We start from the raw sequence: 23,855 nt of genomic DNA on the forward strand, positions 1-23,855 counted from the left end.
GCGTTGACTTTTGGCACGCTGTTGAGTTCTCAAGGAACGGTCGCTTCCTTTGTACTCACCCTCTCGGGCTTTCCTCCGGGCTTCCCTTCGGTGTTCCAAACTCTATCAGTGTTTTTCCGTCTCCCTGACCACCCTCCCGCAGGCATGCGGAAGATGATCCCGAGTTAGGATCTGACAAGTTTGAGTGCTGCTGAGTTACGGCGCTTTACCGCACCGCTTGGCCCCAAGCAGGAGTACGACTGTACACGGAGCCTCGAAGGCCGCGCAAATCGAATAGGCTGGTGGTCTAGACCACTACCTGGTAGCTTCCATGCGGAACCGCCACTTCATATGACATACGCTGCTGCTCAGTGCCGTCCGAACAGCCAGTGACGGCCCGTACGCAGCTCCACTTCCGGGAGGCTTCCCATGACCACCGTGACGTCCCCGCTCGCAGGACGCGCCATCGGACTGGCCGCCGTGCCGGATCCGGTCTTCGCCGGGGCCATGGTCGGCCCGGGCACGGCGATCGACCCCGTGCGTGAGCCTTCCGAGGTCGTGGCACCCGTGGACGGCGTCATCGTCTCTCTGCACCCGCACGCGTTCGTCGTCGTGGACGAGAGCGGCCACGGCGTGCTCACCCACCTCGGTATCGACACCGTGCAGCTCAACGGGCAGGGCTTCGAACTGCTGGTCAACAAGGGTGACACCGTCACTCGCGGCCAGGGCGTCGTGCGCTGGAACCCGGCCGCGGTCGAGGCCGCCGGCAAGTCCCCGGTCTGCCCTGTCGTGGCCCTGGAGGCGACGGCCGACGCCCTCTCCGCCCTCCGCGAGGACGGTGACGTGAAGGCCGGCGACAGCCTCTTCGCCTGGAACTGACTCCTCTATAGCTACTGACTGCTCTGTATATGGCTACGTAGCTGACGACCACGACAACCACCGCGGCGGCGGGACCCGCCGCACTATCGGAGACGGTGAGATGGAGACAACGCTGCGAGGCGTCGGCGTGAGCCACGGTGTGGCGATCGGCGAGGTTCGGCACATGGGAACGGCGGTGCTGGAGCCGCCTGCCAAGCAGATCCCCGCGGAAGAGGCGGAGCGGGAGCAGGGGCGTGCCCGTCAGGCCGTGGATGCCGTGGCGGCCGACCTGATGGCGCGCGGCAATCTGGCGGGCGGCGAGGCCCAGGCGGTGCTCGAGGCGCAGGCCATGATGGCGCAGGACCCCGAGCTGATGTCCGACGTGGACCGGCGGATCGCCGTCGGCAGCACTGCCGAGCGTGCCGTGTACGACGCGTTCGCCGCGTACCGCGAGCTGCTGGCCGGAGCGGGCGAGTACCTCGCCGGCCGGGTGGCCGACCTGGACGATGTGCGGAATCGTATCGTCGCCCGGCTGCTGGGTGTTCCGATGCCGGGTGTCCCGGACAGTGACGAGCCGTACGTGCTGGTGGCGCGGGATCTGGCGCCCGCGGACACGGCGCTCCTCGACCCGACGCTGGTGCTCGGTTTCGTGACCGAGGAGGGCGGGCCGACGAGCCACAGCGCGATCCTGGCGCGGGCACTCGGGGTGCCGGCCGTGGTGGCGCTGCCGGGTGCCGGTGAGCTCGCCGAGGGCACCGTGGTCGCCGTGGACGGCAGCACCGGCGACATCTTCGTGAACCCGAGTGCGGAGAAGAAGGCGGCGCTGACCGCGGCGGCCGCCGAGCGGAAGGCGGCGCTGTCCGCCTCGACCGGCCCTGGCGCGACCGCGGACGGGCACAAGGTGCCGCTGCTGGCCAACGTGGGCGGCCCGGCGGACGTGCCCGCCGCGGTGGAGGCCGGTGCCGAGGGCGTCGGTCTGTTCCGTACCGAGTTCCTGTTCCTTGACGACAGCAAGAGCGCTCCTTCCGAGGAGAAGCAGGTCGAGGCCTACCGTCAGGTGCTGGAGGCATTCCCCGAGGGCCGGGTCGTGGTACGGGTGCTGGACGCGGGCGCGGACAAACCGCTGGACTTCCTGACGCCGGCGGACGAGCCGAACCCGGCGCTGGGCGTGCGTGGTCTGCGGACGCTGCTCGACCACCCCGAGGTGCTGCGCACCCAGCTGACGGCGTTGGCGAAGGCGGCCGAAGGGCTGCCCGTCCACCTTGAGGTCATGGCACCGATGGTGGCGGACCGTGCCGATGCGAAGGCGTTCGCGGACGCCTGCCGGGAGGCGGGGCTGCGGGCCAAGTTCGGCGCGATGGTGGAGATTCCGTCGGCCGCGCTGCGGGCGCGCTCGGTCGTTCAGGAGGTCGAGTTCCTTTCGCTGGGCACGAACGACCTTGCCCAGTACACGTTCGCCGCTGACCGTCAGGTCGGTGCGGTGTCCCGGTTGCAGGATCCGTGGCAGCCCGCGCTGCTCGACCTGGTCGCGCTGTCGGCGGAGGCGGCGCGCGCCGAGGGCAAGAGCTGTGGCGTGTGCGGTGAGGCCGCGTCGGATCCGCTGCTGGCCTGTGTGCTGACGGGTCTGGGTGTCACCTCCCTCTCCATGGGCGCGGCGTCGATTCCCTATGTCCGGGCGATGCTGGCCAAGTACACGCTGGCCCAGTGCGAGCGGGCCGCGGCGGCCGCGCGCGCGACGGACAGCGCGGACGAGGCCCGTGTGGCGGCTCAGGCGGTGCTGTCCGGCGAGTAGTCGGCTACGGCCGTGATCGGCTGTCTTTCCAGGGGCGCCCCACCTGTTGGTGGGGCGCCCCTGGCGGTTTCTAGTGGTGGTGGCCGGGGATCGTCTGCTGGTCGCCCAGGTCGGGCGGCGCGCAGTAGTCGACGTCCGATTCCGGTGAGATGAGGTCTCCGGATTCGACGTCGGTGCAGTAGGCGTCGAAGACCTCGCCGGCGGTGAGGGGCCCGAGGTTGTTGCCTCGCAGTCGCCAGCCGTAGACACGGTCGGGGGTGCCGGCAGCGCTGGTGCGCATGACGAGTCCGCCGGGGCTGTTGGTGGCGAGGCCGAGGGCGAGGACGCTGGTGAATTCGAGGGCTTCTGCCTCGTCGAGGAGGGTGGTGCCGTCGCCGTTGCGGTCGGCGTGCAGGACGGTGACGAGGGTTTCGGGTGGTCCGGAGACGCTGCACACGAGGTGCCGGTTGCCTGCCGGGGCGGTGTCGAGGATGCGGGTCAGGAGGTGGGAGGCGCGGGTGAAGGCGGCTCGTCCGATGTCTTCACCGCAGGTGGGGCAGGGTCCGAGGCGGGCGAGGAGGGTGCTGGCGTACTCCCAGGTGGCCTGTCGTACGGCCTCGTCGACGAGGGCGGGGACGAGGTCGGTGAGGGGTCGGCCGTCGTACGGGACGGTGGCGCCGGTGGCCGCGAGTTCGGCGGTGAAGCGGCTGCGGCTGGCCGGGGCGTCCGGGTCGAGGCCGGTGGCTGTGCAGAACTCGGCGTATTCCTCCGGGTCGAACAGGGCGAGTGTGGTGTGGGTGCCCTCGGCGGCGCGGGTCCTGAGGAGGGCTTCGATCTGGCGGAGGTAGGTGAGGTGGTCGTCGAAGGTGAAGGTGCGGTAGCGCCGCATGGCGCGGAAGTCGTGTTCGTCGGTCAGCAGGCCGATGGTGCCGGCGATCTCGCGGCGCAGGACGCGTCGCATGGTCCGGTGGTCGGTGTACGCCATGGTTCCCCCTGTGAGCGGTCGATCAATGCTCACTCACAGTAACCGGCGCCACTGACAACGGGGGCGGACGTCAGGCGCGCTTGCGGGCGAGGTCCTCGAAGTAGGTCAGCAGGTCGAGGTTGTCGATGGAGCCGGGGTTGACGGCCTTTTCCAGGGGTGCGCCCTGGAGGAGGCGCTTGACGGGGACCTCGATGCGCTTTCCGGTGAGGGTGTGCGGGACGCCGGGGACTTCGATGACCTCGTCCGGGACGTGGCGGGGCGAGAGCTGTTCGCGGATGGCCTGCTTGATGCGGGTCAGCAGGGCCTCGTCCAGGACCGCGCCCGGTGCCAGGTGGACGAAGAGGGGCATCCAGTAGCCGCCGTCGGGCTGTTCGACGCCGATGACGAGGGACTCCTTGATCTCGGGGAGGCGCTCGACGACCTCGTAGATGTCGGCCGAGCCCATCCGTACGCCCTGGCGGTTGAGCGTGGAGTCGGAGCGGCCGTGGATGATCACCGTGCCGCGTGAGGTGACGGTGATCCAGTCGCCGTGGCGCCAGACGCCGGGGTAGGTGTCGAAGTAGCTCTCGTGGTAGCGGCTGCCGTCGGGGTCGTTCCAGAAGCGGATCGGCATGGAGGGCATGGGGTTGGTGACGACCAGTTCGCCCACTTCGTCGATGACGGGGCGGCCGGCCGGGTCCCAGGCCTGGAGGTCGGTGCCGAGGCCGGGTGCCTGCAGTTCGCCGGTGTAGACGGGGAGGGTGGGCACGGCGCCCGCGAAGCAGGAGCACACGTCGGTGCCGCCGCTGACGGAGGCGATCCAGAGGTCGGCCCCGCTCGCTGCGAACTCGTCGTGCAGCCAGCGGAAGCCGTCGGGGGGCAGTGGGGAGCCGGTGGTGGCGACGCACTTCACCCGGGAGAGGTCGTGGTCGCGGGAGGGGTGCACGCCGGCCTTGCGGCAGGCCATCACGTAGGCGGCGGAGGTGCCGAAGAGGGTGGCTCCGGTGCGTTCGGCGACGCGCCACTGGGCGCCGGTGTCGGGGTGGCCGGGGCTGCCGTCGTACAGGACGATCGTGGTGCCGGTGAGGAGGCCGGAGACGAGGAAGTTCCACATCATCCAGCCGGTGGAGGTGTACCAGAAGAAGCGGTCCTCGGGGCCCAGGTCGCAGTGCAGGCCGAGCTGTTTGAGGTGTTCGACCAGGATGCCGCCCTGGGACTGGACGATGGCCTTGGGCAGGCCGGTGGTGCCGGAGGAGTAGAGCACCCACAGGGGGTGGTCGAACGGGACCTGTTCGAATGCTGGTTCCGTGTCGGCGGCGGTCAGGGCCGACCATTCCAGGGCGCCTTCGGGGGCCGGGGTGCCGAGCAGCGGGATGTGCACGACGGCGCGCAGTGTGGGCAGTTCGCGGCGGAGTTCGGCGACGGTCTCGCGCCGGTCGTGTTCCTTGCCGCCGTAGCGGTAGCCGTCGACGGTGAACAGGACGACGGGTTCGACCTGCTGGAAGCGGTCCAGGACGCTGCGGGCGCCGAAGTCGGGGGCGCACGAGGTCCAGACGGCGCCCACGGCGGCGGTGGCGAGCAGGGCGACAACGGCCTGCGGGATGTTGGGGAGGTAGCCGCTGACCCGGTCGCCGGGGCGGACGCCGAGGGCGCGGAGTTCGGCGGCCAGGGAGCCCACCTGCCGGCGCAGCTCCGCCCAGGTGACGGGGCGGGGTTCGTGGGTCTCGTCGACGTACAGGAGGGCGGGTTCGTCCGCGCGGGTGGCGGCGGCGCGCAGGGCGTGCTCGGCGTAGTTCAGCTTCGCGCCGGGGAACCATTCGGCGCCGGGCATGGCGCGGTCGCCGAGCACGCGCGCGTAGGGCGTCGAGAACCGCACGTCGAAGTATTCCGTGACGGCTTTCCAGAAGGTGTCCAGGTGGTCGACGGACCAGCGGTGCAGGGCCGGGTACCCGCCGTCGGCGGGGGCTTGGTGGTGTTCCGCCGCCCAGGACTGGAACCTGGTGATGCGTGCCTGGGCGGTCCGGTGCGGATCGGGTTGCCAGAGCGGCTGGGGGTTCGCGGTCGACATGGGGCGGCTCCCGGGCTTCTGCGCTTTGTGTGCGTGGGACGCGCACGGGCTGGGGTGTGCGCGTGACGCGGCTGACAGGGACGATGCCATGTGATCGACTTCTGCACCAGGGTGCGCTCCACATAGTCCGTGTCGTAAAGATGTGGCCGCGGCACGGGTGAACGCCAGTTGAACGGCACGCGCGTGTGGAGCGCTGAGTGGCAGGGTGAGCAGCATGGACGGTCGTGACCTGGTGCGTTCGGTAAGAGTGGTCGGTTCGAGCAAGGCGGCTCAGGGGTTGCGTACCGTACGGGCCGCGTGGCGCAGAAGGCGGATCGATGCCGCCGGGCTGCCCGCGCGGGGTGCGGAGCGGGCCCGGGTGCCGGGACCGGTGCAGGACGCGGAGCCGGGGCCGGGCGGCGGAGTGATCCGGTTCAGCCGGTCCGAGCTGCGGATCACGGTCGCCGTGAACGGAGCCGTCTTCTGGGGCTGGGACGGGGCCGGTCCCGAGCCGTCGTACGCGCTCGCGGGGCGCTGTCCGGAGCCGGATCCGCGGGCGGTTCTCGAACCGGACACGAACGGCGGCTGGCGGGTCGTGGCGGAGCGGGTGACGGTCAGTGTCTCGCGGCACGGCGCGGTGGAGGTGTGCACGCCCGGTGGCGTGATGTTGCGGCGGGATCTGCCGCCGCGCTGGTGGGAGCCGGTGGGCGGGGGTGCGGCGCGCTGGGTGCAGCGGTCGGAGGTGGCCGCGGACGCGCGGTTCTTCGGGCTGGGCGGGCGTCCCTCGGGGCCGCGGCTGCGGGACGGCACGTACCGGTTGTGGAACACCGATCCCGGCCGTGCCTTCGGGCCCGGTGACGATCCGCTGTACATCACCATGCCGGTGCAGCTGGTGGTGGCGGACGCGGCGGCGCATCTGGTGTTCCACGACAGTTCCTGGGACGGGACGGTGACGCTCAGGGAGGGCGAGGAGGGCGCCGGTTCGGGGCACGACCGGGCCGGGCGCTGCGAGCTGCGGATGGACGGCGGTCCGCTGCGCTGCTGGGTGATGGTGGGCACCCCCGCGCGCGTGCTGCACACGTGGGCCTCGCTCACGGGCGCGCCCGCACTGCCGCCGTCGTGGGCGCTGGGTCATCACCATGCGCGCTGGGGTTTCGGCAGCGAGCAGGAGGTGCGGCGGATCGTCGCCGGTTACCAGGAGCGCGGTCTGCCGCTGGACGCCGTCCATCTGGACATCGACCACTACGACGCCCACCAGGTGTTCACGGTCGATCACGAGCGCTTCCCGAAGCTGCCGACGCTGGCGGAGGAGTTGCGGCGGGACGGGATCCGGCTGGTGTCGATCGTCGACCCGGCGGTGAAGGCCGAGCGGGGCAACGCGGTCCATGACAGCGGGACGGCGGTCGACGCCTTCGTCCGTGATCCGTCGGGGCGGACGGTGGAGGGGGTGGTGTGGCCCGGGGAGGCGGTCTTCCCCGACTTCACGGACGCGCGCGTGCGTTCGTGGTGGGGCGGGCTGTACGAGGAGCGGTTGGCGCTGGGCTTCGCCGGGTTCTGGCACGACATGAACGAGCCCACGTCCTTCAGCGCGTTCGGCGAGTCGACGCTGCCGCGCTCGGCGCGGCACGCCCTGGAGGGGCGCGGCGGCGACCACCGGGAGGCACACAACGTCTACGCGCTCTGCATGGCGCGTGCGGCCCACGAGGGCCTGCGCCGGCTCGCGCCCGAGGAGCGGCCGTTCCTGTTCTCCCGCGCGGGCTGGGCCGGTATGCAGCGGTACGGTGGCACGTGGTCCGGTGACGTCGCCACCGGCTGGCCGGGGCTGCGCGCCTCCCTGTCGCTGGTGCTGGGGCTCGGGCTGTGCGGGGTGCCGTACTCGGGGCCGGACGTGGGCGGCTACGACGGGAGTCCGTCGCCGGAGCTGTTTCTGCGCTGGTTCCAGCTGGGCGCGTACCTGCCGCTGTTCCGCACGCACGCGAGCATGCGGGCGGGGCGCCGGGAGCCGTGGGAGTTCGGGGCCGAGGTGCTGGAGCACGCGCGCGTGGCGCTTGTCGAACGGCGGCGTCTGCTGCCGTACTTCATGACGCTGGCGCAGCTGGCCCGGCGGACCGGTGCACCGTACGTGCGGCCGGTGTGGTGGAGTGCGCCGGAGGACCGGGCGCTGCGCGACTGCGAGGACGCGTTCCTGCTGGGTGACGCCCTGCTGGTGGCTCCGGTGCTGGATCCGGGTGCCGACCGGCGTGCGGTGCAGCTGCCCCGGGGACGCTGGTACGACACGGTGACCGAGCAGGCGTACGAGGGTCCCGGGCAGGTGCTCGTGGATGCCCCGCTGTCGCGGATCCCGGTGCTGGTACGCGCGGGTGCCGTCCTGCCCGTGCGGGACGAGGACGGCGGGACGCGGCTGGAGGTGTGGGCGCCCGCCCGGGGTCGGACGGGCGGCGGGCTGGTCGTGCCGGACGCGGGCGACGGCTGGGAGGAGCCGGAGATCGAGCGTTATGTCGCCCGCTGGGAGGGCCGGCGAGTGGTGGTCGCACGCGAGGACGAGACGGGCGTGAGCGAGCCGTCCCGGCCCGTCCGGGTCCGGGGGCTGGGATGAGCCGGAGGGCTCAGTAGCGGCCCTCGAACCACGCGCGTACGGCCACGCTGTGCAGCGGGAAGGCGAGTTCCTCGGGGCGGCGCAGCAGGTGCCAGCCCTCCGTCTCGTCGGTCGCTCCCGACGGCGGGAGACCTTCGGCCGGGCGTTCCGGCAGGAGGCCGAACAGCAACAGGTGCCCGTCGGGTGAGCTCATGGCGTCGACGAGCCGTACGTCGCGGGCGGCCGCGTCGATGCCCGTCTCCTCCTTGAGTTCGCGGACGACGGCGTGCCGCCAGTCCTCGCGGTCGTCGACGTAGCCCCCGGGCAGCGCGGTGCCGCCGCGCGCGGGGGCCACCGTGCGGGTGATGACGACCAGGGCGGTGCCCTTCGTGTCGTAGACGGGCTGAAGGGCGATCGCCACCGGCAGCGGGTTGCGGTAGGCGACGTGGCCGCAGGCCGGGCAGGTGCGGGGCCAGCCGGAGATTCCCTCTCCGTAGGCCGCTCCACAGCTCGAACAGTGCGAGCCCGGAGCGGAGTTGGCAATTGGGTGCTGATTTTCGGACACGCGCGGACTTTATCCGATCAGGAGAACGACGTCTCACGGTCAGGGGAACGCCTCCTTCCGGAAGTGAACGGACATGCTCCGGCCCGGAGCCCGGAGCGGCCGGCGCGGCGGGATCCGCCCCCGCGGCCTGCCCAATCCGGGCAGCCCGTGGCACACTTCTGACGTTCCGTCAGATCTGGTGTCCTGGAGGAGCTTTGTCGCGCACACGCACGCCGGCGGTCGACGGCTGGTTCACGGGCGAGGGGGACGGATTCCGGCTTCTGGGAACCCGCTGCGCGGCCTGCGGCTCGGTCTTCTTCCCTCGCGAGGACGTCCACTGCCGCAACCCCGGCTGCGCGGGCGGCGACCTGGAGGAGGTCCCGCTCTCCCGGCGCGGACGGATCTGGTCGTACACCGACAGCAGATACCGGCCCCCGTCACCCTATGTGAGCGACCCTGAACTTCCCTGGGAGCCGTACGCGTTGATCGCTGTAGAGCTGCCCTCCGAGCGGATCGTGGTGCTGGGGCAGGCGGTTCCCGGCATCATCGTCGCCGATCTGGCGGTGGGCATGGAGGTCGAGGTCGTCCCCGGAGTCCTGGGCGAGGACGCTGAGACGACCTGGACGACCTGGCACTGGCGGCCGACGGGGGTGACGGCGTGACGGCGGACGTGGCGGTGCTCGGCGTGGGCATGCACCCCTGGGGCAAGTGGGGCCGGAACTTCGTCGAGTACGGGACGGCGGCGGCCCGCGCGGCGCTCGCGGACGCCGGACTCGAGTGGCGGGACATCGGCTCGGTCGTGGGCGCGGACACGGTGCGGGGCGGATATCCCGGCTATGTGGCGGGCGCGACCTTCGCGAAGGCGCTGGGCTGGCAGGGGGCGCGGGTCGCGAGCGTGTACGCGGCGTGCGCGTCCGGGGCCCAGGCGGTCGCCGCGGCGCGGGCGCAGATCCTGGCGGGCCTCGCGGACGTGGTGCTCGTGGTGGGTGCGGACGCGGCGCCCAAGGGCTTCTTCCGGCCCGCCGGAGGAGAGCGGCCCGACGATCCCGACTGGCTGCGCTTCCGGCTGCTGGGGGCGACGAACCCGACGTACTTCGGGCTGTACGCGCGCCGTCGGATGGCGGTGTTCGGGGACACCCCCGAGGACTTCGCCCTGGTCAAGGTGAAGAACGCGGCCCTGGGGGCGCTCAACCCCTACGCCCGCTACCGCAAGCGGGTCACCGCCGAGGAGGTCGCCGCCTCCCAGGTGGTCGCCGATCCGCTGCGGCTCCTGGACATCTGCGCCACCTCCGACGGCGGGGCCGCACTGGTCCTGTCCAGCCTGGAGTTCGCACGCCGGCACGGAGCGGCGCGGCCGGTGCGGATCCGCGCGGTGTCCACGGTCACGCCCCGCTACCCGAGCACGGTGCTGGACCTCCCGGACATCGCCACGGACTCCGCGGCGGCGGTGGATCCGCCGGCGGAGTCCTTCCGCGCCTCGATCGCGCGGGCCGCCTACGAGGAGGCGGGCATCGGCCCCGAGGAGCTGTCGCTCGCCGAGGTGTACGACCTCTCCACCGCGCTGGAGTTGCAGTGGTACGAGGATCTGGGGCTGTGCGCCGAGGGCGAGGCGGCGAAGCTGCTGCGCGAGGGCGCGACGGCCCCGGGCGGCCGTATACCGGTCAACGCCAGCGGGGGGCTCGCCTCGTTCGGGGAGGCGGTGCCGGCCCAGGCGATCGCCCAGGTCTGCGAGCTGGCCTGGCAGTTGCGGGATGCGGCGGGCGACCGGCAGGTGGCGCACGCGCGCGTGGGGATCACAGCCAATCAGGGGCTGTTCGGGCACGGCTCGTCCGTGATAGCGGTGCGCTGACGGGACGGGTGTGCCAGCGGAGGGTGCATACCCTGCGTGACCACCCCGAAATGGTGCGTGAACGTCTCATGAACTGCCCATGGGCGTGCGCCGGTGGCGTCATCATGCTCCCGTGCGCACCTGGACGGATGCTCTCCGTTTCGCCTTCCAGCCGGTGGTCAATCTGACGACCGGCGGGATCACCGCACTGGAGATCCTCGCCCGCCCCGAGACCGGGGACATCCTCGCCGAAGCCCGCCGGAATCCCGAACTCGACGGCAGACTGGCGGTCTTGGCCCTCCGCGCGGCGGCCCGCAAGGAGACGCTGCTGCCGCTGCACATCAACGTCTTCGCGGCCACCCTCGCCGACTTGGGCGGCATCGGACCGCTGTCCGAGGCCGTCCGCGAGGCCGGACGGATGCCCTGGGAAGTCACCCTGGACATCGTCCCGCCGTACACGCACGTGCCGCAGCGGGCCCTGCTGGAGGCCGTGGCGGTGCTGCGCGGCCAGGGCTTCCGGATCAGCGCGGACGGCATCGGGGACGGGGACGTGCCGCTGCGGCTGCTCACCGATCTCTCCCCCGACCTGGTCAAGCTCGACGCCTCGCTGCTCGCCCGGCCGGCCGCGGTGCGGGCGATGCGGACCCTGTGCGAGGAACTCGGCGCCCTGGTGGCCGTCGAGGGCGTGGAGACCGAACTCCAGCACGCGGCCGCGCTGTCCGCCGGGGCGCAACTGGCCCAGGGCGAGCTGTTCGCGCCCCCGGCCCGGATCCCGGTCGCGGAGGTATACGTTCCGCCGCCCTCCCCCGCCGCCGTACCGCCACCGCGCTCCGGGCCGTCCGTACGCGAGTTCGTCCGGCCCGCCGCACTCCTGCCGGTCACCGCGTCCGCGTTGCAGGTGCGGGCGCTGCTCACCGGCTCCCCGGACGTCTCCGGCGTGCTCCTGGTCGACCAGGCCGGCGCCCCCGTCCGGTCGGTGCACCGCTCCCGCTTCCTGCTGTCCATGTCGGGCCGCTACGGGCACGCCCTGTACGCGGACCGCCCGGCCTTCAAGCTGGGCGACGCCCCGCGCACGGTCGGCGTCGACGCGACCGCCTGGGAGGTGCTGGACGTGGTTGCCGTCGGCGGCCCGGACCGCACCTCGGACGATGTCACGGTCGTCGACCGGTTCGGGCGCTGCGTGGGCGTCGTACGCCTCGCCGACCTGGTACGGGCGCTCGCCGAGACCCGGGTCGAGGAGGCGGCCGGGCTCAATCCGCTGACCAGGCTGCCCGGTTCGGACGCGATCACGGGCGAGGTGGACCGGTGGATCGCGGACGGCCGTGCCTTCGCGCTGAGTTGGCTGGACATCGACCACTTCAAGCAGGTGAACGACGGTGCCGGGTTCGCCGCCGGCGACGAGCTGATCCGTTCGGTGGGGTGGGCGCTGCAGGAGGCCGCCGTCGGGCACACGCGCGTGGGGCACATCGGCGGGGACGACTTCCTGGTGCTCGCCGACGAGGCGGGGCTGGACCGGGTCGCCGCACTGCTCGACGCGCCCTGGTCCGCGGGCGGGCGTCCCGTCACGCTGTCCCTGGCCACCGTCGTCTGCGGTCCGGGCAGTGTGGCCGACCACCGGCAGGCGGCCGGCTGTCTTGCACCGCTCAAGAAGGCCGCCAAGGCACTGTACGGGGCGAGTTGGGTACTGGGACGGGCGGGACTGCCCGGGCACGAGATCCGGCGCGGTTCGGACGCGTATCCCGCCCAGGCGGGATACGCGGCGGTGGAGCCGTGACAGCTGCTCCGGGACGAGTTGCCTGTCATCGTTGCCGTCGCCGACCTTGACGCCCCTTGAGCGCCGGTGAAAACTTCCGGTGTCGGTCGACATCGCCGTACATTCTCGGCGTATTCAGGCACTGCGCCATGGGCCGCTCCTGTCTCCAGGCTCTTTCCCCATGGGCGATTCGGCCGCTACGGCACGCTCGTCATGGACGCCGGGCGGGGCGCGGGACCTTCCCTGCCTTCGGCTGACGTCGCCAAGGGAACCGTTCCTGCTCAATGCACCGGGGTCGATCCCCGGCCAGCGCCCTAGGAGCCGCCATGAGCAACGGAGACATCTTCGTCGGCGAAGTCATCGGCACGGCCATCCTGATCCTGTTCGGCGCCGGTGTCTGCGCCGCGGTCACCCTGAGACACTCCAAGGCCCGGGCCGCGGGGTGGGTGGTGATCGCGTTCGGCTGGGGATTCGGCGTCCTCGCCGGCGCCTACACCGCCGCTCCCCTCTCCGGCGGGCAGCTGAACCCCGCGGTCACCATCGGCATCGCCGTCGACACCGGCGCGTGGGGCAAGGTCTGGGTGTACCTGCTCGGGCAGTTCGTCGGCGCGATGCTCGGGGCCGTGCTGACCTACCTGGTCTACCTGGCCCAGTTCCAGGCCAACGTGCGCGACGAGGAGTCCGGGGAGGAGCCGACGCCGACGCTCGGCATCTTCTCCACCATCCCGGAGATCCGGAACCCGGTCGCCAACCTGATCACCGAGATCATCGCCACCATCGCGCTGGTCCTGCCGATCCTCGCCTTCGGACTGACCAAGGGGCTCGGCGAGTCCGGCACCACCGTGCTGATCGTCTCGCTGCTCGTCGTCGGCATCGGGCTGTCGCTCGGCGGCCCCACCGGCTACGCCATCAACCCGACGCGCGACCTCGGCCCGCGGATCGTGCACACCTTCCTGCCGATCCCCAACAAGGGCACCTCGGACTGGGGTTACGCCTGGATCCCGGTCGCCGGCCCTCTGATCGGCGGGGCGCTCGCGGGCCTCATCTACAACGTGGCCTTCTGACTCGACGCGGACCTGACACCAACGCAGCCTTCCGACCCAGCGACCAAGGGGTAGCCATGACGGACACCGCCGAGAAGTACGTCGCCGCAATCGACCAGGGCACCACGTCGAGCCGCTGCATCATCTTCGACCACTCCGGCGCGATCGTCGCCGTCGACCAACGCGAGCACCGCCAGATCTTCCCCAAGCCGGGCTGGGTGGAGCACGACGCCACCGAGATCTGGTCCAAGGTGCAGGCCGTGGTGGCCGGTGCGCTCGCCAACGCGGGGCTGCGCCCCGACCAGCTGAGCGCGGTGGGCATCACCAACCAGCGCGAGACGACCGTCCTGTGGGACCGCGCCACCGGCAAGCCCGTGCACAACGCGATCGTCTGGCAGGACACCCGCACCGCGGCCCTGTGCCACGAACTCGGCGGCAGCGACGGGCAGGACCGCTTCCGCGAGCCGACCGGACTGCCCCTGGCCAGCTACTTCTCCGGGCCCAAGGCGGCCTGGCTGCTGGACAACGTGCCCGGGCTGCGCGACCGGGCCGAGCGCGGCGAGATCGCCTTCGGCACCATCGACTCCTGGCTCATCTGGAACCTCACCGGCGGCACCGACGGCGGCCGGCACGTCACCGACGTCACCAACGCCGGGCGCACCATGCTGATGAACCTGGAGACCCTCCAGTGGGACCCCGCCATCCTCGCCGCGATGAACGTGCCCGAGGCGGTGCTGCCCGAGATCAGGTCGTCCGCCGAGGTGTACGGCACCGCGGTCGGCCAGCTCGCCGGGGTGCCGGTGGCGTCCGCGCTGGGCGACCAGCAGGCGGCGGTCTTCGGGCAGGCCTGCTACGACGTCGGCACGGCGAAGAACACCTACGGAACGGGCAGCTTCCTGCTGCTCAACACCGGCAACCGGCCGGTGCCGTCCAAGAGCGGGCTGCTGACGACGATGGGGTACCGGATCGGCACCGAGGCGCCGGTGTACTGCCTGGAGGGTTCGATCGCGATCACGGGCGCACTCGTCCAGTGGTTCCGCGACCAGCTCGGCATCATCCGCACCGCAGACGAGATCGAGACGCTGGCGGCGAGCGTCGACGACAACGGCGGCGCCTACATCGTGCCCGCCTTCTCCGGCCTGTTCGCGCCCTACTGGCGCTCCGACGCGCGCGGGGTCGTCACCGGGCTGACCCGCTACGTCACCAAGGCGCACCTCGCCCGCGCGGTCCTGGAGGCGACCAGCTGGCAGACGCGGGAGGTCGTGGACGCGATGTACCAGGACTCCGGGGTGCCGATCACCACCCTGAAGGTGGACGGCGGCATGACCGGGAACAACCTCCTGATGCAGCACCAGGCCGACGTCCTCGGGGTACCGGTGATCCGGCCCCGGGTCTCCGAGACGACCTGCCTGGGCGCCGCCTACGCGGCCGGCCTGGCCACCGGGGTGTGGAACGACCTGGACGAGCTCAGGTCGCACTGGCAGAAGGACGCGGAGTGGACGCCCGCCATGGCGGCGTCGGTGCGCGACCGCGAGTACGCGAACTGGCGCAAGGCGGTGGAGAAGAGCTTCGGCTGGCTGGAGGACGGCGAGTAACCCCCCTGGGACCACGGCCCGTACCCCGGTCGGCGGGGGTACGGGCCGTGCCGCCGCCGTTCAGGTGGTGACGGCCTGCCGGTGGGCCGCCGCGTACGCCATCGCGTGCCGGACCACGCCGATGAGCACCTCCTTGACCGACTCGCGGTCCCGGGCGTCGCAGAGCACGACCGGTACGTCCGGATCGAGGTCGAGGGCCTTGCGGACGGACTCCACCGGATAGCGGGCCGCGTCCTCGAAGCAGTTGACGCCGACGAGGAAGGGTATGGAACGCCGCTCGAAATAGTCGACGGCGGCGAAGCAGTCCTCCAGCCGGCGCGTGTCGGCGAGCACGACGGCTCCCAGCGCGCCCTCGGCCAGCTCGTCCCACATGAACCAGAACCGCTCCTGCCCGGGCGTGCCGAACAGGTAGAGCACCAGGTCCTCGCGCAGGGTGATGCGGCCGAAGTCCATGGCGACGGTGGTGGTGTGCTTGCCCTCGACGCCGGAGGTGTCGTCGACCGGCCGCCCCGCCTCGGTGAGCAGCTCCTCGGTACGCAGCGGCCGGATCTCGCTGACCGCGCCGACCAGGGTCGTCTTGCCCACGCCGAAGCCTCCGGCCACGAGGATCTTGAGCGTGACGGGCTCGACCGGGGGCTTGCCGCGCTCAGATCGCCCGAAGATCATCGTTTTCTTCTCCTGCTTGCTGGGGTCGGTGGGGGGTTCGGGTGCCGGGTGCCGGGCGTCCGTATCCGCCGCCACCCGGGGTTTCGACGACGAGTACGTCGTCGGGGCCGACGTCCGCAGCATCGCTGCCGCCGAGTTCGGTGACCGTGCCGTCGGCCCGCTCCACCCGGTTGGCGCCGAGTGCGCCGGGTTCGCCCCCGGCCATGCCGTACGGCGGCACGCGGCGGTGCTGGGAGAGGGTCGAGACGGTCATGGGTTCGAGGAAGCGGACGCGGCGGACCGCGCCGTCCCCGCCGGGCCAGCGGCCCGCGCCGCCACTGCCCGCCCGTACGGCGAACTCGTCGAGGCGGACGGGCAGCCGCCACTCCAGGACCTCCGGGTCGGTGAGCCGGGAGTTGGTCATGTGGGTCTGTACGACGCTCGCGCCGCGGAAGCCGTCACCGGCTCCGGAACCGGAGGCGACGGTCTCGTAGTACTGGTGGCGTTCGTTGCCGAAGGTGACGTTGTTCATGGTCCCGGAGCCCTCGGCCTGGACGCCGAGCGCCGCGTAGAGGGCACCGGTGATGGCCTGCGAGGTCTCGACGTTGCCCGCGACCACGGCGGCCGGCGGTTCGGGGGCGAGCATCGAACCGGGCGGCACAACGATGTCGAGCGGGCGCAGGCAGCCGTCGTTGAGCGGGATGTCGTCGGCGACGAGGGTGCGGAAGACGTACAGTACGGCCGCGTTGACGACGGCGAACGGGGCGTTGAAGTTGGTGGCCAGCTGGGCCGAGGTGCCGCTGAAGTCGATGGTGGCGCGCCGCTTGTCGCGGTCCACGCGCACGCGTACCCGGATGACCGCGCCGGAGTCGGTCTCGTAGGCGTACGCGCCGTCGTCGAGGGCGTCGATCACCCGGCGGACCGCTTCCTCGGCGTTGTCCTGGACGTGCCGCATGTAGGACTGGACGACGTCCAGGCCGAACTCCTCGATCATCTTGCCGACTTCGTCGACGCCTTTGTGGTTGGCGGCGATCTGGGCGCGCAGGTCGGCGAGGTTGGTAGGGATGTTGCGGGAGGGATAGCGGGCCCCGGCCAGCAGCCGGTGCGTCTCGGTCTCCCGGAACCGGCCGTTCTCGGCGAGCAGCCAGTTGTCGAAGAGGACGCCCTCCTCGTCGATGGTGCGGCTGTTCGCCGGCATCGAGCCCGGCGCGATGCCGCCGATCTCGGCGTGGTGGCCGCGGGAGGCGACGTAGAAGAGGATCCGGTCACCCTCCGTGGCGAAGACCGGTGTGATCACGGTGACGTCGGGCAGGTGGGTGCCGCCGTGGTACGGGTCGTTGACGGCGTAGGTGTCGCCGGGGCTCATCGAGGTGCCGCGGCGGCGGATGACCTCTTTGACGCTGGTGCCCATGGAGCCCAGGTGGACGGGGATGTGCGGGGCGTTGGCCACCAGGTTCCCGTCCGGGTCGAACAGGGCGCAGGAGAAGTCGAGACGCTCCTTGATGTTGACGGACTGGGCCGTCGACTCCAGGCGGGCGCCCATCTGTTCGGCGATCGACATGAAGAGGTTGTTGAAGACCTCGAGCAGGACCGGGTCGGCTTCCGTGTCGAGATCGGAACTCTGCGTGACCGTCGCGCGTTCCATGACCAAATGCCCGTCGTCGGTCGCCGCGGCCCGCCAGCCGTCGTCGACGACGGTCGTGGCACTGGACTCGGTGATGATCGCCGGGCCGGTGACGGATTCGCCGGAGGGCAGGTCCTCGCGGCGGTGGAGGGGTACGTCGCGCCAGGCGCCGCCGGTGTGGAGACGGACGGTCTCCGGGGCGGCGGGAGTGCCCTCGTAAGGGGCGAGGGCGGAGAGATCGGGGGGTTGGGTGATGCCGGTGGCTTCCACGGAGAGCGCTTCGACGACTACCGGGCGGTCGAGCGTGAAGGAGTACGTGGCGCGATGACGTTCTTCGAAGGCCTGTTTCATCGCATCGGGCTCCGTGAGCTCGACGGTGAGGGTGGTGTCGGTGCCGTCGTAGCGGAGCTGGGCGCGGCGGGTGACTTCGACGCGGTCCTCCGGGACGTCCTCGGCGAGGAGTTCGGCGCGGGCCCCGGCCTCCAGGTCGTCGGCGGTCTTGCGGATGCCGGCCATGGCGGCGGGCTCCAGGGGCGCCTCGACGGACTGCTCGCGCATGGCGGTGGTGTCGGCGAGCCCGATGCCGAGCGCGGACAGGACCCCCGCCATGGGCGGCACCAGGACGGTGCGGATGCCGAGCGAGTCGGCGACCATGCACGCGTGCTGACCGCCGGCCCCGCCGAAGGTGGTGAGGGCGTAGCGGGTGACGTCGTGGCCCTTCTGGACGGAGATCCGCTTCACGGCGTTGGCGATGTTGGCCACCGCGATGCTCAGGTAGCCCTCGGCGACCTGTTCGGGGGTGCGGTCGTCGCCGGTCTGCTCGCGGATCTCCCGGGCGAGCTCGGTGAAGCGGTCGCGGACGAGGCCGGCGTCCAGCGGCTGGTCCCCGCCAGGGCCGAAGACCTGGGGGAAGTGGGCCGGCTGGATCCGGCCGAGCATGACGTTGGCGTCGGTGACGGCCAGTGGGCCGCCGCCCCGGTAACAGGCCGGTCCGGGGTCGGCGCCGGCCGAGTCCGGGCCGACGCGGTAGCGGGAGCCGTCGAAGTGCAGTACCGAGCCGCCGCCCGCGGCGACGGTGTGGATGTCCAGCATGGGGGCGCGCAGCCGGACGCCCGCGATCTGGGTGGTGAAGACCCGTTCGTAGCCGCCCGCGAAGTGGGAGACGTCGGTGGAGGTGCCGCCCATGTCGAAGCCGATGACCCGGTCGAAGCCGGCGAGCTGCGACATCCGGGCCATGCCGACGATCCCGCCGGCCGGGCCGGAGAGGACGGCGTCCTTGCCGCGGAACTGCCCCGCCTCGGCGAGCCCGCCGTTGGACTGCATGAACATCAGCCGTACGCCTTCGAGTTCGTCGGCGACATGGCGGACGTAGCGGCGCAGCACGGGCGACAGGTAGGCGTCGACGACGGCGGTGTCACCGCGTGGGACGAGCTTCATCAGGGGGCTGACCTCGCTGGACAGCGAGATCTGCGGGAAGCCGGTCGAGGCGGCCAGCTCACCGATCGCCTGTTCGTGGGCGGGGTGCAGGTGGCTGTGCATGCAGACGACGGCGACCGCGCGGATCCCGTCGTCGTACGCCTCCTGGAGCGGGCCCGCCAGGGCGTCCAGGTCCGGTGCGCGCAGCACGGTGCCGTCGGCGGCGATCCGCTCGTCGGCCTCGACGACCCGTTCGTACAGCAGCTCGGGCAGGTCGATGCGGCGGGCGAAGATGTGGGGGCGGTTCTGGTAGGCGATGCGCAGGGCGTCGCGGAAGCCGCGGGTGATGACGAGGAGGGTGCGCTCGCCCTTGCGTTCGAGAAGCGCGTTGGTTGCGACCGTGGTGCCCATCCGGACGGCGTCGACGGGGGCGCCGGAGCCGTCGAGGAGCTCGTGCACGGCGGCCACGGCAGCGTCGGAGTATCGCGCGGGGTTGTCGGAGAGCAGCTTGTGGGTGAGCAGGCGGCCGTCCGGGCGCCGTGCGACGACGTCGGTGAACGTACCGCCGCGGTCGACCCAGAACTGCCAGCCTGTCACGTCACTACTCCGCTTCCGCGCCGGTCACAGCGCCCGGAGGCCGTTGATCACGTCGCGCAGAATACTCTCGTCCACCAGCTCGGCCGGGGGTACCGGCCGGTTGACGTGGACGAGTTCCCCGTCGACCAGGTCGCCGATGAGGACCCGGACCACGCCGATGGGCAGATCGAGTTCCGAGGCCAGCTCGGCGACCGACTGCGGGGCGTCGCGGCAGAGCTCGACGATGTCCACGTGCTCCGGGGACAGCGTCCGGTCGTCGTCCGGGTCGTCCGCGTGCGGCTCCGTGACGACCACCGCGATCAGGTCGAGCCGGTGCTGGGCCGCACTGGTGGTGCGGCCGCGTGTCATGGCGTACGGACGGACGACAGGTCCGGCCTCGTCGTCGAACCAGTGGCTTCTTCCCTGACCGTCTCCGCTCATGTCATCCCACTACCCGCCCGAGGGCAGATCGGTGCGCGGAACGGACCCCAGATGTACGCCGACCCTCTTGACCAGGAGCGTCATCTCGTACGCGACCTGGCCGACGTCGGAGTCGGCGTCGGAGAGGACGGCGAGGCAGCTGCCGTCGCCGGCGGCCGTGACGAACAGGAAGGCGTCGTCGAGCTCGACGACGGTCTGCCGGACACTGCCCGCCTCGAAGTGCCGGCCCACGCCCTTGGCGAGGCTGTGGAAGCCGGAGGCCACGGCGGCCAGGTGCTCGCTGTCCTCTCTGGTGAGGTCCTTGGAGACGCCGGTGGGCAGGCCGTCGCCGGAGAGCACGACGGCCTTGCGGATGCTGGCGACCCGGTCCACGAGGTCGTCCAGCAGCCAGTTCAGCTCGCCCTTGTTCGTCGCCGTGTGGCCGGTCGCCTTCGGATCGGTCATCGACCGTCCCCCTTAGTCGTTCCTTGTGCTGTGCTGTCCCGGGAGCCGTCGCCCTCGGCGTTCTCCGCACGGCCGCGCTGCCAGCCGCGCTGGAGCGAGCCCATGCGGCTGCGGACCTCGTCGGCATCACGCTCGACGAGTTCCGGCTCGCGCGTGGCGGATGGTGCGGGTTCCTGTCGCAGCTGTGGGGCCAGGTTGGCCTGCCGTACCCGCTTGGGCAGCGGCCGGGTGCCGGACGCGGCCTCCGGGGGTGTGCTGCCGAGGGGCGGGACGGAGTCTTCGGTGCCGCTGCCGGAGGCGGTCGCGGAGCGGCGGGTGCGCTGGGGCAGGGCAGGGGGGCCCGAGGGTTCGTCCGGGCCTCCGGCCCGGGGCGCGGTGCCTTCCTCGACGTGGTCGGCCGGGCCGATGGCGCGGCGGGCGGACGGGTCGGTGCGGCGGCGGGAGGGCAGCGGGGCGAGTCCGCCCGGTTCGGGGCGGCCCTGGTCGGCCGGGTCGCGTTCGTCCGGGTCGACGCGGCGGGAGCGCTGCTCGGTGACCGGCTTGCCGTGCGAGCTGACCAGCTTGGGCGTACGCCGTGCGGGCAGTGGCACGGGGCCACCGGGGTGCTCGTCGCCGAAGCGGTCGGCGGCCTCGCGGGCCGGGTGGTGGAGGTCGGTCACGGATGGCGTGGGGGCGTCGTCGGCGTCGGCGAGCGAGCGGCGGGGGCGGAACAGGCCACCGCGCTCGCTGTCGTCGTCGGTGAGGGCGCCCGGGAAGTCGCCCAGCGCGTCCAGGTCGACGGGTGCCTCCAGCTCGACCGGGCCGTCCAGCAGTGCGGCCGGCAGTCCGGGCCGCTGCCCCGGCACCTGGGCCAGGGAGGCGGCGCGGCTCTCCTCGGGTTCGGCCTCCCTGGCCTGGCGGCTGCGGTCGAGGCGGAAGCCGACGCCGTTGGTGTCCGGGACGTCGTCGGTCAGCAGTACGTCGGGGATGAAGACGACGGCGGTGGTGCCGCCGTAGGGGGACGGCTGGAGCGAGACACGGACGTTCTGACGCTGGGCGAGGCGGCTGACCACGAACAGGCCTAGCCGGTCGGTGTCGGAGAGCTCGAACTCGGGCGTCTCGGCGAGCCGCAGGTTGGCGTCGAGGAGCGCCTCGGCCGCCATGCCGAGACCCCGGTCGTGGATCTCCAGGGTGAAGCCGTTGGCGACGCGTTCGCCGAGAACCTGCACGGCGGTGTGCGGCGGCGAGAACACCGTGGCGTTCTCCAGGAGCTCGGCCACGAGGTGGGTGAGGTCGGCGACGGCGGGGCCGGTGACGGCGACGCGGGGCAGCCGGCGGACCTCGATGCGCTCGTAGTCCTCGACCTCGGCCACGGCCGCGCGCACCACGTCCATCAGCTGGACGGGCCGGCGCCACTGCCGCGAGGGCGCGGCGCCGGAGAGGATGACCAGGCCCTCGGCATGCCGGCGCATACGGGTGGTGAGGTGGTCGAGGCGGAAGAGGTCGGCGAGTTCGTCGGTGTCCTCGGTCCTGCGCTCCATGGTGTCGAGCAGGGTGAGCTGCTTGTGCAGCAGGACCTGACTGCGGCGGGCGAGGTTGACGAAGACCTCAGAGACGCCGGCGCGCAGCTCGGCCTGCCTGACGGCGGCCTCGACGGCGGCGCGCTGCAGGGTGTTGAGTGCCTGGCCGACCTCACCGATCTCGTTCTTGTCGTACTCCAGGCGTGGGACCTCGGTCTCCACGTCGACCTGTTCGCCCGCGGACAGCCGGCGCATCACGCTCGGCAGCCGGACCCCGGACGCCTCGTGCGCCTCCTGGCCGAGCGACCGCAGGTCGCGGATGAGGCCGCGGCCCACGCGGACCGACACGATCAGCGAGAACAGCACGGCGACCAGACCGAGGACGCCGACGACGGCCGCCTGGGCGATCACGGTGACCGAGACGGGCTGGACGCGGTCCTGGAAGCGGTCGCCGACCTGGTCGTCGAGGGTGCGCAGTTCGCCGAGCACCGTGCCCGCGGTGGCGTCCCAGCTCTTGGCGCTGACGTCGTTCGGTGTGCCGGACCCGGCGGCGAGGACGGACTTCTCGGCGGCCAGCAGCGGGGCGGTGGTGGCGCCCCGCCAGAAGCGGTCGAAGCGGTCGCGTTCGCCGGCCGGCAGCAGCGGGAGGCTGATGTCGTAGAGGAGGGTGCGCTGGGCGATGAGGTCGGAGACCTCGCGGGTCTCCTCCGGGGAGACCTTCCCGACCACCAGGGCGGAGCCGAGCAGGGCGTCCTCGCGGGAGACGAGCTCACGGGCGCGGGTGATGTTGACGAGGGCGCGGGCCTGCTTGTCCATCTCGACGTCGTCGATCCCGTCGAGGGAGCCGAGCAGCGCGTAGCAGGGCTCGACGACGGCGTTGTAGAGGCTCAGGGCCTGGGCGCGGTCCACGGTGCCCTGCTCGACGCTGCGGCGCAGGGGGGCGATGCCGTCGAGGCCGTCGAGTTCGGCGGTGAGGCGGTCGCTGTCGTCCGCGTCCAGGCCGTCGCGTACGTGCTGTTCCCCGGCGTTCTTGCGGAGCCTGGCCACGGTCTCGTCGGTGGCGGCGCGTGTGCGGTTCAGGGCGGTGAGCGCGTCGGCGGCGCGTGGGTCGGCGAGATAGACCAGGGTCTGCCGGCGCTCCTGCTGGAGGGCGCGGACCGCGTCCTCGGTGGGGTAGCCGAGGTCCTCCACGATCGCCGACACCTGGAACAGGTGGGTGACCTCGCGTCCCGTGAGCACGGCCGCGAATCCCCAGACGGCCGTCAGGGACACCAGCGGCACGAGAAGCAGCGCCACGATCTTCCGGCGGATGGACTTCCCGCGAAAGCGCATGGCCTCCCCCAGCTCGACCCCCACCGGCCGGGGGTACACATGTACGTCAACAAACGGCGCGAGCCTACTACCGTCACAGGGATAACTCGAAGAACTGTCCGGACGGTGAACTTCCGCCTCGGTGCGCAGACATGGCGGACACACAGGACGAGTTGTCCGGTCATTGCGGGAGATTGCCACCGCGATCACGCCGACTTCAGTCGACTTCACGCGAGTGGGGCGGGAACGGCACGAAGGATCAGTTGGCCGGAATTTTTCCCTGGTTGGGAATCATCGGGCGAGTTCGTTCGTCCTTGTAGACAGGTGATGCGCGCGGATTCGGCCACAGGAGCCGCATCTCGCATCCGGGCGGCGTAAAACAGCGCAAGCCGGGCAGCCACTGGGGAGCCGGGGTCGTCGGACACCGGTGCGAGGGCTTGTCGGCGGTGGGGAGTGACACGTTGATGGGGACGGCTGAGCGGCTGGCGGCGTCCGAGGACGGCGCGGCGACGCACTCGACGGTGCGGCAACAGCAGGCGCAGTACCGGACGTTGTGGATCGAGGAGCCTGCCAAGCGGTACCGGATGCCGGATCCGGTGCGGACTTCGGCGGTGCGGTCGGTGATCATCATCGCTGTCACGCTGATACTGGCCATGGTGGCGTTCTTCTGCACGATGGCGGAGTCCTGGCTGGCGTTCCCGATGGTGATCAGCAGCGTGGTGAGCACGGTGGTGGCCACCTGGAGCGCGGTCGACGTCCTGGTGACCCGTCAGGTGTGGAACCAGCGCTACGGCGTGGTCTCGGAGCCGAGCAGCACCGCCCGCACGCTCCGCCGCGAGCGGCGCGCGGCCCGGCGGCAGCAGCGGGCCGCCGAGCGCGAGCAGGAGCGGATACGGCGGCGGGGCGGCCAGGCGGGGCAGCTGACGCACCCCTGAGGCCGCG

Annotated in this window: 17 protein-coding genes; 9 read left to right on the forward strand and 8 right to left on the reverse strand. The window is 71.7% G+C overall.

Translation table 11 applies throughout. The features are described 5' to 3' along the window. Positions 1-408 precede the first annotated feature (408 nt). Both ACFY6U_RS44700 and ptsP read left to right on the forward strand, forming a co-directional pair. A complete protein-coding gene (locus tag ACFY6U_RS44700) occupies positions 409-858 on the forward strand; it encodes a PTS glucose transporter subunit IIA (RefSeq protein WP_390047826.1) in 450 nt (149 codons plus the stop codon). A gap of 100 nt (positions 859-958) precedes the next feature. Beyond that, complete coding sequence (gene ptsP, locus ACFY6U_RS44705) at positions 959-2,629, forward strand: phosphoenolpyruvate--protein phosphotransferase (protein WP_390047828.1); 1,671 nt, start codon at positions 959-961, stop codon at positions 2,627-2,629. Positions 2,630-2,699: 70 nt separating this feature from the next. On the opposite strand, the gene ACFY6U_RS44710 is transcribed toward ptsP, so the two are convergent. Beyond that, the gene (locus ACFY6U_RS44710) at positions 2,700-3,593 is read right to left on the reverse strand and encodes a hypothetical protein (protein WP_390047830.1); all 894 of its coding nucleotides are present in this window, start codon (positions 3,591-3,593) and stop codon (positions 2,700-2,702) included. Between the two features lie 70 nt (positions 3,594-3,663). Continuing rightward, positions 3,664-5,640, reverse strand: a complete 1,977-nt coding sequence (locus ACFY6U_RS44715) for an acetoacetate--CoA ligase (protein ID WP_390047832.1) — start codon at positions 5,638-5,640, stop codon at positions 3,664-3,666. Positions 5,641-5,854: 214 nt separating this feature from the next. Here ACFY6U_RS44715 and ACFY6U_RS44720 point away from each other — a divergent pair, with 214 nt between their 5' ends. Next, a complete protein-coding gene (locus ACFY6U_RS44720) occupies positions 5,855-8,215 on the forward strand; it encodes a TIM-barrel domain-containing protein (RefSeq protein WP_390047834.1) in 2,361 nt (786 codons plus the stop codon). 10 nt (positions 8,216-8,225) lie between these two features. Here the strand turns inward: ACFY6U_RS44720 and ACFY6U_RS44725 are convergent, their stop codons facing one another. Further along, the gene (locus ACFY6U_RS44725) at positions 8,226-8,759 is read right to left on the reverse strand and encodes an NUDIX domain-containing protein (protein ID WP_362585090.1); all 534 of its coding nucleotides are present in this window, start codon (positions 8,757-8,759) and stop codon (positions 8,226-8,228) included. A gap of 194 nt (positions 8,760-8,953) precedes the next feature. On the opposite strand from ACFY6U_RS44725, the gene ACFY6U_RS44730 reads away from it, so the two are divergent. From ACFY6U_RS44730 to glpK, 5 genes are all read left to right on the forward strand, one after another. After that, entirely contained in the window at positions 8,954-9,400 is a 447-nt protein-coding gene (locus ACFY6U_RS44730) for a Zn-ribbon domain-containing OB-fold protein (RefSeq protein WP_390047836.1), read from the forward strand. Further along, positions 9,397-10,587: a lipid-transfer protein gene (locus ACFY6U_RS44735; protein WP_390047838.1), complete on the forward strand. Its 1,191-nt coding sequence runs from the start codon at positions 9,397-9,399 to the stop codon at positions 10,585-10,587. The genes ACFY6U_RS44730 and ACFY6U_RS44735 overlap by 4 nt, the downstream gene beginning before the upstream one ends. A gap of 112 nt (positions 10,588-10,699) precedes the next feature. Continuing rightward, positions 10,700-12,340, forward strand: coding sequence for a GGDEF domain-containing protein (locus tag ACFY6U_RS44740; protein WP_390047840.1), 1,641 nt, complete (start codon positions 10,700-10,702; stop codon positions 12,338-12,340). A 305-nt stretch (positions 12,341-12,645) separates the two neighbouring features. Further along, a complete protein-coding gene (locus ACFY6U_RS44745; RefSeq protein WP_390047842.1) occupies positions 12,646-13,383 on the forward strand; it encodes an MIP/aquaporin family protein in 738 nt (245 codons plus the stop codon). Between the two features lie 56 nt (positions 13,384-13,439). Then, on the forward strand, positions 13,440-14,957 hold the full coding sequence (glpK, locus tag ACFY6U_RS44750; protein WP_390047844.1) for a glycerol kinase GlpK: 1,518 nt from the start codon (positions 13,440-13,442) through the stop codon (positions 14,955-14,957). A gap of 60 nt (positions 14,958-15,017) precedes the next feature. On the opposite strand, the gene ACFY6U_RS44755 is transcribed toward glpK, so the two are convergent. The 5 genes from ACFY6U_RS44755 to ACFY6U_RS44775 are packed head-to-tail and all read right to left on the reverse strand — an operon-like array spanning position 15,018 to position 22,934. Then, positions 15,018-15,623: an ATP/GTP-binding protein gene (locus ACFY6U_RS44755; protein WP_390047846.1), complete on the reverse strand. Its 606-nt coding sequence runs from the start codon at positions 15,621-15,623 to the stop codon at positions 15,018-15,020. Next, positions 15,604-19,239, reverse strand: a complete 3,636-nt coding sequence (locus ACFY6U_RS44760) for a hydantoinase B/oxoprolinase family protein (RefSeq protein WP_390047848.1) — start codon at positions 19,237-19,239, stop codon at positions 15,604-15,606. The genes ACFY6U_RS44755 and ACFY6U_RS44760 overlap by 20 nt, the downstream gene beginning before the upstream one ends. A gap of 24 nt (positions 19,240-19,263) precedes the next feature. Beyond that, entirely contained in the window at positions 19,264-19,659 is a 396-nt protein-coding gene (locus ACFY6U_RS44765) for a DUF742 domain-containing protein (protein ID WP_390047850.1), read from the reverse strand. A gap of 9 nt (positions 19,660-19,668) precedes the next feature. Next, complete coding sequence (locus ACFY6U_RS44770; RefSeq protein ID WP_189268075.1) at positions 19,669-20,103, reverse strand: roadblock/LC7 domain-containing protein; 435 nt, start codon at positions 20,101-20,103, stop codon at positions 19,669-19,671. After that, complete coding sequence (locus ACFY6U_RS44775; protein WP_390047852.1) at positions 20,100-22,934, reverse strand: nitrate- and nitrite sensing domain-containing protein; 2,835 nt, start codon at positions 22,932-22,934, stop codon at positions 20,100-20,102. The genes ACFY6U_RS44770 and ACFY6U_RS44775 overlap by 4 nt, the downstream gene beginning before the upstream one ends. 443 nt (positions 22,935-23,377) lie before the next feature. Between ACFY6U_RS44775 and ACFY6U_RS44780 the strand changes: the two genes are divergently transcribed. After that, on the forward strand, positions 23,378-23,848 hold the full coding sequence (locus ACFY6U_RS44780) for a hypothetical protein (RefSeq protein ID WP_390047853.1): 471 nt from the start codon (positions 23,378-23,380) through the stop codon (positions 23,846-23,848). Positions 23,849-23,855 lie beyond the last annotated feature (7 nt).

Source organism: Streptomyces sp. NPDC013157 (genome assembly GCF_042899865.1).
Lineage (GTDB): Bacteria > Actinomycetota > Actinomycetes > Streptomycetales > Streptomycetaceae > Streptomyces.

Excerpts from the sequence above, each read along its gene's own strand:
- ACFY6U_RS44700 (WP_390047826.1), top strand. The coding sequence starts at position 409 with ATGACCACCGTGACGTCCCCGCTCGCAGGACGCGCCATCGGACTGGCC.
- ptsP (WP_390047828.1), top strand. The coding sequence starts at position 959 with ATGGAGACAACGCTGCGAGGCGTCGGCGTGAGCCACGGTGTGGCGATC.
- ACFY6U_RS44710 (WP_390047830.1), bottom strand. The coding sequence starts at position 3,593 with ATGGCGTACACCGACCACCGGACCATGCGACGCGTCCTGCGCCGCGAG.
- ACFY6U_RS44715 (WP_390047832.1), bottom strand. The coding sequence starts at position 5,640 with ATGTCGACCGCGAACCCCCAGCCGCTCTGGCAACCCGATCCGCACCGG.
- ACFY6U_RS44720 (WP_390047834.1), top strand. The coding sequence starts at position 5,855 with ATGGACGGTCGTGACCTGGTGCGTTCGGTAAGAGTGGTCGGTTCGAGC.
- ACFY6U_RS44745 (WP_390047842.1), top strand. The coding sequence starts at position 12,646 with ATGAGCAACGGAGACATCTTCGTCGGCGAAGTCATCGGCACGGCCATC.
- glpK (WP_390047844.1), top strand. The coding sequence starts at position 13,440 with ATGACGGACACCGCCGAGAAGTACGTCGCCGCAATCGACCAGGGCACC.
- ACFY6U_RS44755 (WP_390047846.1), bottom strand. The coding sequence starts at position 15,623 with ATGATCTTCGGGCGATCTGAGCGCGGCAAGCCCCCGGTCGAGCCCGTC.
- ACFY6U_RS44765 (WP_390047850.1), bottom strand. The coding sequence starts at position 19,659 with ATGAGCGGAGACGGTCAGGGAAGAAGCCACTGGTTCGACGACGAGGCC.
- ACFY6U_RS44770 (WP_189268075.1), bottom strand. The coding sequence starts at position 20,103 with ATGACCGATCCGAAGGCGACCGGCCACACGGCGACGAACAAGGGCGAG.
- ACFY6U_RS44775 (WP_390047852.1), bottom strand. The coding sequence starts at position 22,934 with ATGCGCTTTCGCGGGAAGTCCATCCGCCGGAAGATCGTGGCGCTGCTT.
- ACFY6U_RS44780 (WP_390047853.1), top strand. The coding sequence starts at position 23,378 with ATGGGGACGGCTGAGCGGCTGGCGGCGTCCGAGGACGGCGCGGCGACG.